Annotated in this window: 10 protein-coding genes; 3 read left to right on the forward strand and 7 right to left on the reverse strand. The window is 65.4% G+C overall.

The features are described 5' to 3' along the window. Positions 1-3: 3 nt before the first annotated feature. On the reverse strand, positions 4-2,265 hold the full coding sequence (locus HW932_RS03970; protein WP_176975191.1) for an NADP-dependent malic enzyme: 2,262 nt from the start codon (positions 2,263-2,265) through the stop codon (positions 4-6). A gap of 164 nt (positions 2,266-2,429) precedes the next feature. Between HW932_RS03970 and xrtD the strand changes: the two genes are divergently transcribed. Beyond that, the gene (xrtD, locus tag HW932_RS03975) at positions 2,430-4,043 is read left to right on the forward strand and encodes a VPLPA-CTERM-specific exosortase XrtD (protein WP_246296644.1); all 1,614 of its coding nucleotides are present in this window, start codon (positions 2,430-2,432) and stop codon (positions 4,041-4,043) included. Positions 4,044-4,052: 9 nt separating this feature from the next. On the opposite strand, the gene HW932_RS03980 is transcribed toward xrtD, so the two are convergent. Continuing rightward, complete coding sequence (locus HW932_RS03980; protein ID WP_176975354.1) at positions 4,053-5,327, reverse strand: CNNM domain-containing protein; 1,275 nt, start codon at positions 5,325-5,327, stop codon at positions 4,053-4,055. A gap of 116 nt (positions 5,328-5,443) precedes the next feature. Between HW932_RS03980 and HW932_RS03985 the strand changes: the two genes are divergently transcribed. Next, positions 5,444-6,391 carry a recombination-associated protein RdgC gene (locus HW932_RS03985; RefSeq protein ID WP_176975193.1) on the forward strand — a complete coding sequence of 316 codons (948 nt, stop codon included), beginning with the start codon at positions 5,444-5,446 and terminating at the stop codon, positions 6,389-6,391. 44 nt (positions 6,392-6,435) lie between these two features. Here the strand turns inward: HW932_RS03985 and rsxC are convergent, their stop codons facing one another. The 3 genes from rsxC to rsxA all read right to left on the reverse strand — a co-directional run bounded on the left by rsxC (position 6,436) and on the right by rsxA (position 9,276). After that, on the reverse strand, positions 6,436-8,022 hold the full coding sequence (rsxC, locus tag HW932_RS03990; RefSeq protein WP_176975194.1) for an electron transport complex subunit RsxC: 1,587 nt from the start codon (positions 8,020-8,022) through the stop codon (positions 6,436-6,438). A gap of 14 nt (positions 8,023-8,036) precedes the next feature. Then, positions 8,037-8,606, reverse strand: coding sequence for an electron transport complex subunit RsxB (gene rsxB / locus HW932_RS03995; RefSeq protein WP_176975195.1), 570 nt, complete (start codon positions 8,604-8,606; stop codon positions 8,037-8,039). Between the two features lie 88 nt (positions 8,607-8,694). Then, positions 8,695-9,276, reverse strand: a complete 582-nt coding sequence (gene rsxA / locus HW932_RS04000) for an electron transport complex subunit RsxA (RefSeq protein ID WP_176975196.1) — start codon at positions 9,274-9,276, stop codon at positions 8,695-8,697. Positions 9,277-9,680: 404 nt separating this feature from the next. Between rsxA and HW932_RS04005 the strand changes: the two genes are divergently transcribed. Next, positions 9,681-10,838: an alpha/beta hydrolase gene (locus HW932_RS04005; protein WP_176975197.1), complete on the forward strand. Its 1,158-nt coding sequence runs from the start codon at positions 9,681-9,683 to the stop codon at positions 10,836-10,838. Between the two features lie 99 nt (positions 10,839-10,937). Here the strand turns inward: HW932_RS04005 and HW932_RS04010 are convergent, their stop codons facing one another. Continuing rightward, the gene (locus HW932_RS04010; protein WP_176975198.1) at positions 10,938-12,278 is read right to left on the reverse strand and encodes an MFS transporter; all 1,341 of its coding nucleotides are present in this window, start codon (positions 12,276-12,278) and stop codon (positions 10,938-10,940) included. A gap of 92 nt (positions 12,279-12,370) precedes the next feature. Beyond that, positions 12,371-13,462, reverse strand: coding sequence for an ACR3 family arsenite efflux transporter (gene arsB / locus HW932_RS04015; protein ID WP_176975199.1), 1,092 nt, complete (start codon positions 13,460-13,462; stop codon positions 12,371-12,373). Positions 13,463-13,464 lie beyond the last annotated feature (2 nt).

The following is a 13,464-nucleotide window of genomic DNA, read 5'->3' on the forward strand; positions in this document are numbered from 1 at the left end:
CCTTCAGCCCGCCTGCACCACCGCCAGCGCCGTCATATTGAGCAGCCCGCGTACCGTGGCGCTGGGCGTGACGATGTGCGCCGCCTGGGCCGTGCCGAGCAGCATGGGACCGAAGGCCGCCGCATCGTCGAGCGTGCGCAGCAGGTTGAAGGCGATGTTGGCCGCGTCCTGGTTGGGCATGATGAGCAGATTGGCGCGTCCGGTCAGACGTGAATCCGGGAAGCGCGCCTGACGCCCGATGGCATCGAATGCCAGGTTGGCGTGCATCTCGCCCTCGACCTCCAGCTCGGGTTCCTGTTCGCGCAGCAGACGCAGGGCCTCGGTCATCTTGGCCGCGCTCGGCGAGTCGTCGCTGCCGAAGTTGGAGTGCGAGACGAAGGCGACCCTGGGCGTGAGACCGAAACAGCGGATCTCGGCCGCGCACAGACGGGTGATCTCGGCCAGATCCTCGGCGCTGGGGTCGATCTGGACATAGGTATCGGCGATGAACAGCGGTCCGGCCGGCAGCACCACCGCGTTCATGGCGGTCATACGGCGCACGCCGGGGGCGGTGCCGATCGCTTCCTCGACATGCTTGAGATGGCGTGAATAGCGTCCGACCAGACCGCAGAGCAGGGCATCGGCATCGCCGCAGCGCACCAGGGTCGCGGCCAGCACCGTGGGGTCGTTGCGGATGTATTCGCGCGCCTCGTCCGGCGCATAGCCGCGCCGCTTGACCTGATCGTAGAAGGTCCGCCAGTGGGTCTCGATCCGGGGGTTGTCGCCGGGGACGACGAGATCGAAATCGCGCTCGGGGCGCAGACGCAGACCCAGGGCTTCGATCCGTGCTTCGATCACCTCGGGGCGACCGATCAGCATCGGGCGCGCGATGCCCTCGCTCACCGCCTGCTGTGCGACCTGGAGCACACGCTCGTCTTCACCCTCGGCGAAGACCACGCGCTTGGGCGCGGCGCGCGCCTGATCGAACACCGGCTTCATGGTCAGCCCGGTGCGGTAGGCACGATGACGCAGCGACTGACGATAGGCGTCCAGATCGGCGATCGGGCGCGTGGCCACGCCGCTGTCCATGGCCGCGCGCGCCACGGCCGGGGCCAGATGCTCCATCAGACGCGGATCGAAGGGCTTGGGGATCAGATACTCGGGTCCGAACTGGAGCTGCTGTCCGCCATAGGCCGCGCGCACGATGTCGGACGGCTCGGCCAGCGCCAGATCGGCGATGGCGCGCACGCAGGCGACCTTCATGGCCTCGTTGATCTCGGTGGCGCCGCAGTCGAGCGCGCCGCGGAAGATGAAGGGGAAGCAGAGGACGTTGTTGACCTGATTGGGGAAGTCCGAGCGCCCGGTGGCGATGATGGCATCGGGACGCGCGGCGCGCGCCAGATCCGGCATGATCTCGGGGACCGGATTGGCGAGCGCCATGATGATCGGCGCCTCGGCCATCCGGGCCAGCCACTCGGGCTTGAGCACGCCGGCGGCCGAGAGTCCCAGGAAGATATCGGCGCCAGCGATGGCCTGCTCCAGGGTTCGCAGGTCGGTCGCGATGGCATAGCGGCCCTTGTAGGGGTCCATCTCCTCGACGCGCCCCTGATAGACGACGCCGGCGATGTCGGTGAGCGTCACGTTCTCCTTGGGCAGTCCCAGCGCGACGAGCAGATCCACGCAGGCGAGTGCGGCGGCGCCCGCGCCGGCCGTCACCAGCCGCACCCGGCTGATGTCCTTGCCGACCACGCGCAGGGCGTTGAGGATGGCCGCGCTGACAACGATCGCCGTGCCGTGCTGGTCGTCGTGGAAGACCGGGATGCCCATGCGCTCCTTGAGCCCGCGCTCGATGATGAAGCAGTCCGGCGCCTTGATGTCTTCCAGATTGATGCCGCCGAAGGTCGGTTCCAGTCGCGCCACGGTCTCGATGAAGGCTTCGGGATCGCGCTCGTCGATCTCGATGTCGAAGACGTCGATGTCGGCGAACTGCTTGAACAGCACCGCCTTGCCTTCCATCACCGGCTTGGAGGCCAGCGCCCCGATCGCGCCCAGACCCAGGACGGCGGTGCCGTTGCTGATGACGGCGACCAGATTGCCGCGCGCGGTGTAGTGCGAGGCGGCGAGGGCGTCCTGTTCGATCTCGCGGCAGGCGGCGGCCACGCCGGGCGAATAGGCGAGCGCCAGATCGCGTTGGTTGGCCAGCGGCTTGGTGGCCTTGATCTCCAGCTTGCCGGGCTTGGGATAACGGTGATAGTCCAGGGCGCTCTGGTCGCGGTCTTCCGACATGGGTGTCTCCGATGGTGGGCCTTGGGATGGTCTCCCCTGACCGGACATTATGATGCAGTGCAACAGGCGGCGGCAAAGTCCGTAAATGAGTGTACGAACCAGGCTATCGACAGCGACCCGGATCCGGTCGACAATCGCACCAACAGCCAATGAGGGATCGCGTCATGAACGAGACGATGACCGAGTCGAACACGGTCGCGGATGGGGAGACCGCCGCGGTGGTCCAACTGGGCCGATTGCGCCCCTGGCACTGGTCGCTCGCGCTCCTGGCGGCGGGCCTGCTGACGCTCATCTTCTTCGAGGGCCTCGTGAAGATGGTGGGCGCCTGGGATCAGGAGGAATACAGCCACGGCTACATGCTGCCCGTGGTCGCGGCCTTCCTGGTCTGGCAGCGCTCGACCCGGCTCGCGCTCATCCCATTCGAATCGAGCTGGTGGGGCGTGCTGCTCACGGTGTTCGGGCTCTTCGTCTTCGTCGCCGGCGAGCTGGGCACGCTCTACACGGTCGTCCAGTATGGACTGCTGATCACCCTCGGCGGTCTGCTGCTGTCCTTCATGGGCCGGCGCGCCTTTCTGCTCATCCTGCCGGCCTATGGACTGCTATTCTTCACAGTCCCGCTGCCGAACTTCCTCTACAACAACCTCTCCTCACAGTTGCAGCTCATCTCCTCCGAGCTGGGCGTCCATGTCATCCGGCTGTTCGGGATCCCGGTCTTCCTCGAAGGCAACGTCATCGATCTGGGCGACTATCAGCTCCAGGTGGTCGAGGCCTGCAATGGTCTGCGCTATCTCTTCCCGCTGGTCGCGCTCGGCTATATCGCGGCCGTGCTCTTCAAGGGCGCCTGGTGGAAGAAGATCGTGCTCGTCGTCTCGACCCTGCCGATCACGGTGCTGATGAACAGTTTCCGTATCGGCGTCATCGGCGTGCTGGTCAACCGCTATGGCGTGAGTCAGGCCGAAGGCTTTCTGCACGACTTCGAGGGCTGGGTGATCTTCATGGCCTGCGCGGCGCTGCTGATCGGCGAGATGGCGCTGCTGGCGCGCGTCGGGCGCGACCGCATGCCGCTCCTGGATGCCTTCGCCGTCGAGGGACCCGAGCCGCCGCCGCATCCGGCGCGGATCGTCCATCGCCGGCTGACGCCCTCGTTCATGGCCGCGCTCTCGATCCTGCTGGCGATGGCCATCGTGGCCCAGATCCTGCCGCACCGCGAGGAGATCGTCCCCGAGCGCGAGCGCTTCCTGTTCTTCCCGAGCGACATCGGCGAGTGGCGCGGACGGGTCGACCGGCTGGAACAGATCTATATCGACGCGCTCAAGTTCGACGACTATCTGCTCTCGGACTATACCGACGGGCAGGGCGATTCGATCAATCTCTATGCGGCCTATTACGCCTCGCAGCGCAAGGGGGCCTCGGTGCATTCGCCCAAGAGCTGTCTGCCCGGCGGCGGCTGGCGCATCAAGGAGTTTTCGCAGCGCGAGATCACGGGGCCGGGGATCGGCCCGCGTCCGCTGCCGGTCAATCGCTCGCTGATCCAGATGGGCGAGGAGCGTCTGCTGGTCTACTACTGGTTCCAGCAGCGCGGGCGTCTCATGACCAACGAGTATCTGGTCAAGTGGTTCCTGTTCTGGGACGCCCTGACGCGCCAGCGCACCGACGGCGCCCTGGTGCGCGTGACCACGCCTGTGGCGCTCGGCTCGGACGGCACGGCTGAGGACAAGCGTCTGACCGAGTTCGTCAACGTCATCGCGCGTCCGCTCGGGCGTTTCGTCCCGGACTGAGTCCGAACCTCAACGTCGACCCTTGCGCGGCGGCGTCGGCACGATCTTGACGGTCCGCACGCCATTGTCGGCTGTCTGGATGATCTCCAGCGGATGCTCGGCGAGCTTGAGGCTGGTGCCAGGCTCGGGGATGGTCTCCATGTACTCCAGGATCAATCCGTTGAGCGTCTTGGGTCCGTCGGTCGGTAGATCCCAGCGCAGTGCGCGGTTGAGGTCGCGCAGGCTGATTGAGCCGTCGACGAGCAGACTGCCGTCCTCGGTGCGATGGATCTCGGGCAGGCTGTCGGCGGGGTCGGTGGTGAACTCGCCGACGATCTCCTCCAGGAGATCGGTCATGGTGATCAGTCCCATGAAGTCGCCGTACTCGTCGACGACCAGCCCGACCTGCTGCTTGGTACGCTGGAAGTTGAGCATCTGCTGATAGAGCGGGGTGCTCTCGGGGACGAAATAGGGTTCGCGGGCGATCTCGCGCAGGGACGCCTTGTTCAATCCGGATTCCAGCATGGTATGCAGGGCATTGCGGGCGTGCAGCAGGCCGATGACGTTGTCGATGCTGCCGTCGTAGAGGGGGAGCCGCGTATAGCTGGTATTGCGGATGGTTTGAAGGATCTCCTCCTCGCTGTCCTGGAGGTCGATGCCCTCGACCTCGTTGCGTGGGATCATGATGTCCTCGACCGTGGCGTTCTCCAGGTCCAGGATCGCCAGCAGCATCGTGCGACTGCGCTCCGGGATCATGGCCCCGGCCTCGCTGACCACGGTGCGCAGTTCCTCGCGGCTCAGGTCCGCCGGCGGCGCGCCCTCGGGGACGATCCCGATCAGTCTCAGGATGCCGTTGGTGAAGAGATTGACGAACCAGACGACGGGATAGAGCAGCGTCAGCAAGGGCCGGTAGACATGGGCGGCCGGAAAGGCCAGACGCTCCGGATGCAGGGTCGCATAGGTCTTGGGTGCGACCTCGGCGAAGATCAGGATGACGAGCGTCAGCAGTCCGGCGGCGAGGCCGATGGCCGCCTCGCCGCCGAGCCGTAGCGCGATCACGGTCGCCAGCGACGAGGCCATGATGTTGACGAAGTTGTTGCCGAGCAGGATGAGTCCGATCAGTCGGTCGGGCCGCTCCAACAGCCGCCGGGCGAGGCGCGCCCCCCTGTGTCCGTGATCGGCGAGATGTTTCAGCCGGTAGCGGTTCATGGTCAGGAGCGCGGTCTCCGAGCCGGAGAAGAAGGCCGAGAGTGCGATGAGGACGAGGAGTGCGATGAAGAGTCCAGGCAGTGAGAGTTCGTTCACAATGTACCGATCGGTGGCCGAGGTTACGGTCATTCTAAACCGCTCCCGTATGGCTTGCCCTTTCCGCGTCGCCCCGAGTCGGGCATACTCCGCGCCTTTTCGTATGGGGACTCGCCATGTTCAAGAATGCACGCTTCTTCCGTCTGGACCAGCCGTTCGAGTTCACGGCCGCCGAGCTGGAGGAGGCGCTGGGCGGGCGGCGCTTCCGTCCCTGTGGTCCGATCGAGACTTCGACTCTGGGTTGGACCTCGCCGCTGGGCGAGGAGACCAGTGCACTGGTGCAGGCGGTGAGCGGCTGCTATCTGATCTGCGCGCGCAAACAGGAGCGGCTGTTGCCGTCGGCCGCTGTGGCCGAGGCGCTCGACGAGCGGGTGAGCGAGCTGGAGGCGGGCGAGGCGCGCGATGTCGGGCGGGCCGAGCGGCGTCGGCTGCGCGAGCAGATCATCAATGAGATGCTGCCGCGTGCCTTCACCCGTTCGCGTCGGACCCAGCTCTACATCGACACCGAGAGCGGCTGGCTGGTGGTGGACTCGTCGAGCGAGAAGCAGGCCGAGGACGTGGTCTCACTGCTGCGCGAGACGCTGGGTTCGCTGCCGGTCAGGCTGCCGGATCCGGTGCGGCCGGCGGCCAATGTGCTGACGAGCTGGCTGCTGGAGGACAGTGCGCCGAGCGATTTCGTGCCCGGGGATGCCTGCGAACTGCGCGACCTGGGCGAGCAGGCGGGCGTGGTCCGCTGCAGCCGGCAGGATCTGGCCAGCGAGGAGATCCTCAACCATCTGCGCGCCGGCAAACAAGTCACCAAGCTGGCGCTGGAGTGGGACGAGCGTCTGAGCTTCACTCTGGCCGACGATCTGTCGCTCAAGCGCTTGCGGGTGGGGGAGGCGTTGCTGGAGGAACTGGACGGCGACGACATGGACCCGGCGCAGCGGCTGGACGCGGAGTTCGTGATCCTGGCGTTGCAGGTGCGTCAGTTGATCGCGCGTCTCGATGAGCTGTTCGGGCTGGCGCCGGCGAGTCCCGTCGCCTCCGCTCCATCCGCGACCAGGCAGGACGCCCCCTTCTGAGGTCGCGCCGCCGGAGCTTCGCGACCTGAGTGAAGCTCTGGCCTTCAGGCCGATCCGGTGTCCGAAGTCCGGCGCGCGGCGGCACGCTCACGCGCCGCTGCGATCAGGGCTTGCTTGGGATCCTCGCCGGAGTCCGTCGACTTGGGCGCGGCCAGCGCCTCCTTCTGCTTGCGCAACCGGGCCTGTTTCTCCTGCTCCTGACGCTCCAGTCGCGCCTGCTTGGCGGCATGACGCGCGCGCGCCTGCTCGGACTTGCGCTTCTCCTGCTCGCGCGCCCAGATCTCGGTCTTGGCATAGCGATAGTACTGCACCAGCGGGATGTGACTGGGGCAGACCTGGGCGCAGCAGCCGCACTCGATGCAGTCGAACAGGTTGTAGTCCTGTACCCGGTCGAGATCCTTGGCGCGTGCGTTCCAGTACATCTGTTGCGGCAGGAGCCGGGTCGGGCAGACCTCGGCACAGCGTCCGCAGCGGATGCAGGCCAGCGCCGGTCCCGGATCTGGGGCTTCCTCGGGCGCGAGCGCCAGCACGCAGTTGGTCGCCTTGGTGATGGGCGTGGCCGATTCGCGCAGTTCGAAGCCCATCATGGGTCCGCCGCAGACGAGCTTGCGCGGAGCCTCGCGATAGCCGCCGCACTGGGCGATCAGGTGCTCGATCGGGGTGCCGACCGGCACCTCCAGATTGCGCGGCGCGGCGATGGCGCGACCCGTGACCGTCACCACGCGCGCGATCAGCGGTTTGCCTTCGAGCACGGCATCCGCGACCGCCGCCGCCGTGCCGACGTTTTGGCAGACGATGCCGATCTGGGCCGGGATGCCGCTCGTCGGCACCTCCTTGCCGGTGAGGATGCGGATGAGCTGCTTCTCGCCGCCGCTCGGATAGAGCGTGGGAATCGGGACGATCTCGGTATAGCCGCCCATGTCGGTCTCGGCCAGGGCCAGTTGCATGGCCGCGATCGCCTCGGGCTTGTTGTCCTCGATGCCGATCAGCACCGTCCGCACCCGCAGCAGATGATGCATGATGCGCACGCCTTCGAGGATGTGCGCCGCGCGCTCGCGCATCAGCCGGTCGTCGCAGGTGATATAGGGCTCGCACTCGGCGCCGTTGATGATGAGGGTCTGGATCTCGCGATCCGTGCCGGGCGTGAGCTTGACGCTGGTCGGGAAGGAGGCGCCGCCCATGCCGACCACGCCGGCCCAGCGGATGCGCTCGCGGATCAGCGCCGGGTCGAGTTGCGGATAGTCGGCGAGCGGCGGCGGGAGTTCGGCCCAGGTCTCCAGACCATCCGGTTCGATCAGGGCGCAGGGGGCCGACAGACCGGACGGATGGGGCACCGGATGCGGCTCGATCGCGACCACCCGACCCGAGGTCGGCGCATGGACCGGGGCGCTGATGAAGCCGGTCGGCTCGGCGATCATCTGACCCTTGAGCACATGGTCGCCCACGGCGACCAGCGGCCTTCCCGGTGCGCCGATGTGCTGTTGCAGGGGCACCCAGAGACGCTCGGCCAGGGGCGGGCGCTCGATGGCGCGTTCGTTCGACAACGCCTTCTCGTCCGGGATGTGGATGCCGCCGTGGAAGCGCCACAGACGGCGCTGGCTGGTGGATTTGGGTTTGAGTGCGATGGCCATGCGCGCGGCGTTCCTCAGGCGGCGTCTCGGAGGGGCGCGGCGATGTCGCTCGCGACCGGCTGACGGGCCGGATAGGGCCAGCGCCAGCGTTGGATGTCCTCACGGATCGGGCGCATCTCGATGCAGGCGACCGGGCAGGGCTCGACACAGAGTTCGCAGCCGGTGCATTCGCTGTTCAGGACCGCGTGCAACTGCTTGGCCGCGCCGATGATGGCATCGACCGGACAGGCCTGGATGCAGCGCGTGCAGCCGATGCAGAGTTCGGGGTCGATGAAGGCGACCGAGGGCACCTTCTCCTTGATGTCCATGGCCACCGGCTCGCGTCCGAGCAGATCGGCGAGTGCCAGCACTAGGGCTTCGCCGCCGGGCAGGCACTTGTTGATCTCCTCCTCGCCCTTGGCCAGCGCCTCGGCATAGGGACGGCACCCCGGATGGCCGCACTGACCGCACTGGGTCTGCGGCAGCAAAGAATCGATCTGATCGGCGATGGGGTCGCCCTCGACCCGAAAGCGGATCGCCGAATAACCGAGCAGGACACCGAAGAAGGCGGCGAGGGCGGCGAGGGCCAGGATGGCGGCTAGCATGGCGACGGATGACTCGATCGATGACTCAAGGGATGACTCGATGACGGCCGATACGCGGGACGGAGGCGCGGCATTGGACGCTCCGGCCTCAATTGGCGACCAGACCGGCGAAGCCCATGAAGGCCAGCGACATCAGCCCGGCTGTCACCAGCGCGATGGCACTGCCCTGGAACGGCTCGGGCACGTCGGCCACGGCGACCCGCTCGCGGATGGCGGCAAAGAGCGCTAGCACCAGCGAGAACCCGAGGGCGGCGCCGAAGCCATAGAGCGCGGACTCGACCAGTGTGTGTTCGGCCTGCTGATTGAGCAGAGCCACGCCCAGCACGGCGCAGTTGGTCGTGATGAGCGGCAGGAAGATGCCCAGCAACTGATAGAGCATGGGACTGGTCTTGCGCATCACCGTCTCGGTGAACTGCACTACGGCCGCGATCACCAGGATGAAGGAGATGGTGCGCAGATAGCCGATATCGAGCGGTTCGAGCACGAACTCGTTGACGACCCAGCTGATGACCGAGGACAGGGTCATGACGAAGGTGGTCGCCAGACCCATGCCGGTGGCCGTCTCCAGCTTCTTGGACACGCCCATGAAGGGGCAGAGTCCGAGGAACTTCACCAGCACGAAGTTGTTGACCAGCACAGTGCCGACCAGGATGAGCGCGTATTCGGTCATGCGGGCGGATGAGTCGTGGACACGGGCGGATTGATGGGACGGGGTTCGGGTGGACGCCGATGGAATCGGGCGAACATGGGCGCGCAAGGATACGCTGCTCGTCGGTTCGCTACAACCGACATTCGTTAGGGTTTAATTGTTGGTTGTGTCTGGCCAGACACCGGCCAGTCGGGTCTCTTGAGCGCGCCATTCGGCAATGCTCAGCTCAAGGAGCACATGGAATGTCGTATTTTCGGCAAACGTGTTGCATTAGCCTAAAAAATGTGAGATCTATGATGAGATTGTGTCCGCAATGCGCGCCAAACCGGCGGAGACAGGCAAGGCCAAGCGAATGCTCATAGTTGAGCGCGACAGCCTGAACCATGAAATGGCTCTTATAGCTAAACCATTCGATGATCCCTGTTTTGCCATCACGTCTATCTTCGGATTCGGCCTGCCTGGGGATCAAACCTATCGGTTGGGCATCGCCTTCGACCCTGGTGCTACTTGCAGCGCTCGCCAGCAGCCATGTGTGCGGCGCGGCTACCGCAGATGCCACAACGAAGGCGGCAGGCAACGGGAACGAAAACGGGGTGGAAGTCAGCGTTCCCTATGTCACCAATCGCCGATTGATGGCGCATACCAGCGAACAGGGGAGCTATGGCGGCGAGCGCGGCGTACCTGACTTCGGCCAGTGTGAGGTCGTCTTTACTCCAATTCCGGTCATCAACCAGATCGCGCCCCGTGTGCCCTTCTATCTGTTAGACGAGATGCGGGAGGTACGCTTCAAGCGCCAGAGTGACATGGAAGCGTTCTGGGGCCATCTCCAGCGCAAGATCGCACGCACGACCTCCCAATCTGTCGTGGTGTTCGTGCATGGCTATAACTACGCCTTCGAGAAGCATTGCAGGGTGGCGGCAAAGCTGCAACGGACCCTCGAGGGAAAAGCACTGGTCCTTATGTTCAGTTGGCCATCCAACGGTCGACCCACTGACTACATTCCCGACCAGGCAGACGTCGAGTGGAGCGTACCCTTACTGGCGCAGCTGCTGGCGGATCTCGGTGATCGATTGGGACCGGAAAAAGTGCAGGTTCTTGCCCACAGCCTGGGATCGCGCGGCCTGGTCTTTGCGCTTGAACGCCTAGCGGCAGAGCGAAAGACGCTTCCGTTGATCGGGCAACTCGTGCTGATGGCGCCGGACTTCGATGCTCAGACCTTCGTCGAGCGCTTACCTGCATTACTGCCACTCACCACTGGCATCACGCTCTATGCTTCCAGCAACGACACCCCGCTCAAGGCGTCGCGACAGTTGCACGACTCGCCACGGCTTGGCGAGGGCGGCGAATTTCTGACGGTCGCAGAGGGCATGCAAACCGTAGATGTTTCGCCCGTCGGGCGCTATCAAGTATTGGGGCATGAGTATTTTCTGTTCCATCCGAAGGTCGCGGCCGATCTAGCGACTCTGCTGGGCGAAAGCCGGGCGGCCTGGGACCGAGCCGGACTGCGACCCGCGCGGTTGAATGGCTTGGACTACTGGGAACTGGTCGGCGAAAGACCGCCGGACGACACCGGCCATGAATGACCTGCAACCTGCAACAACGCGACGCTGGTCCGTAAAAGGGCTGCGGCGAGTCCCCAGCTGGTTTTGAGCGCCGACTGGAATCAGGACTCGAAGGGCGCGTCACCAAACCCGCAGTCCAGCCTCGTGTTCCTCAGCGATCCGACGCCCGCGTGTCTCGTCGATGCGGCGCGCGATCAGGAGCGCGACGGCAAACAGCAGGGCACAGAACAGCATCGCCTTCTGGAGTCCGAGCCAGGCCTGGAGCAGACCGATCCCGAGCAGGCCGAAGACACTGGCCGACTTCATCGCCAGCCCCCAGAACCCAAACAGCTCGGCCGAGCGCGAACGCGGCGCGAAGAGACCGATCAGAGTGCGGGTGCTCGACTGACAAGCGCCCAGACTGGCCCCAGCGACGCAGCCGACGACCAGGAACACCTGTTGCGCCTGCCAGCCGAGTCCGAACCAGAAAAACGCGGCGTCGGCGATCCAAGGCGTGAAATAGATCAGCAAGATCGCCAGGATCCAGAGCACCAGCGTGAGGCTGTAGGTGCGGCACGCCCCGAGCCGATCCTGGATGACGCCGAAGGCCAGGGCGCCCCCGGCGGCCGTGAGCTGCACCAGCACGAACATCAGGGTGCGGGTCGTTTCGTCCCACTGAATCACCTGAGCGCCATAGATGAAGGCATAGGTGATGACGATGGCGATGCCGCCCATCGAGAAGAAGACCGAGATCAGCAGCAAGGCCAGATCGCGATGGGCGCGTAGATGCCGCAGCGTCTGCCGGACCCGACTGAACCCCAGCGCGAGATAGCCACGTCCGGCCGGCAATGGTCGTGCCTGGCCGCGTTCGCGCACCCAGATGAAGGTTGGAATCGCTGCGAGCAAGAAGAACAGCGCCGTCCAGGGACCGACCCAGCGGATGCGCTCGAAATTCGCGACACTGACCTCGCCGAGCACCGCCAGCACGAAGATGGCCGCGACCAGACCGCCGATATAACCGAGCGCCCAGCCGAACCCCGAGATCTTGCCCAGATCCTCGGGCGGCCCGAGATCCGGAAGGAAACTGGCGACGAAGGACTCACCGAGCGCAAAGCCGAAGTTCGACAGGATCAGCAGCAGCATCCCCACCCAGACATAACCCGGCGCGGCCCAGTAGAGCGCGGCCGTGGTCACGACTGTCAGCAGGTAGCTCGCAAACAGAAAGCGCTTCTTGCTTGCGCTGTAGTCCATGATGGCCCCGGCCACCGGCGAGACCAGCACCACCATGAGATAGCTCGCTGCGAGCGCCAGACTCCAGAGCAGATTGCCGAGCCGGTAGTCGGGCGCATCGCCGACGATGACGCGCGTGAACAGATCACCGAAGACGACCGTGATGATCAGCAGCGTATAGGCCGAGTTGGCGAAGTCGAACATCGCCCAGCCGAGGATCTCGCGGCGCGGGGCGCGGGGGCGCGTGTGCATCCTTCGGTTCCTCCGGTGGTCGGGCGATGGGACGGGCGACGCGCCCGGTGCCGGCCGCCAGGGGCGGCGGCCAGTGCAACCTGGAACGGCGATCAGCCGTGCCGGGGCGTCGTGGCAAGACCGCCTTCATACCATCCCTTGGTCCGGTTGACCACCCGCACCACCAAGAGCATCACCGGCACCTCGATCAGCACCCCGACCACGGTGGCGAGTGCGGCGCCGGACTGGAAGCCGAACAGCGCAATCGCCGCCGCCACCGCCAGCTCGAAGAAGTTCGAGGCCCCGATCAGCGCCGAGGGACAGGCGACACTGTGCTTCTCGCCGACCAGACGATTGAGCCAGTAGGCCAGCGCCGAGTTGAAGAACACCTGGATCAGGATCGGCGCCGCCAGCAGCGCGATGATCAGCGGCTGGGCGAGGATCTGCTCGCCCTGGAAGGCAAACAGCAGCACCAGGGTCAGCAGCAGCGCGACGATCGAGGCGTGACCCAGAGTGTCGAGCACGGCGTCGAAATGTTCCTGACCCTGGGCCAACAGACGCTTGCGCCAGACCTGAGCGATGATGACCGGGATGACGATATAGAGCAGCACCGAGATCAGCAGCGTGTCCCAGGGCACGACGATCGCCGACAGCCCCAGCAGCAACCCCACGATCGGCGCGAAGGCAAAGATCATGATGGTGTCGTTGAGCGCCACCTGCGACAGGGTGAAATAGGGATCGCCCCCGGTCAGCCGGCTCCAGACGAACACCATGGCGGTGCAGGGCGCAGCAGCCAGCAGGATCAGCCCGGCGACATAGGAATCGAGCTGCTCGGCCGGCAGCCAGTCGGCGAAGAGTCCACGGATGAACAGCCACGCCAGCAGCGCCATCGAAAACGGCTTGACCGCCCAGTTGACGAACAGCGTGACGCCGATGCCCTTCCAGTGATCGCGGACCTGATGCAGGGCGCCGAAGTCGACCTTGATGAGCATCGGGATGATCATGATCCAGATGAGCAGACCCACGGGCAGATTGACCTGAGCCACTTCCAGCTCGCCGAGGAACTGGAAGGGCGCGGGCAGAAACCGGCCCAGGGCGATTCCGACGACGATGCAGAGCGCGACCCACAGGCTCAGCCAACGCTCGAACACGCTCATGGACACACCGGCGGCCTGTTTGGCGGTGACTTCACATTGAACCGACATGC

The organism is Allochromatium humboldtianum (genome assembly GCF_013385175.1).
GTDB classification, from domain to species: Bacteria; Pseudomonadota; Gammaproteobacteria; order Chromatiales; family Chromatiaceae; genus Thermochromatium; species Thermochromatium humboldtianum.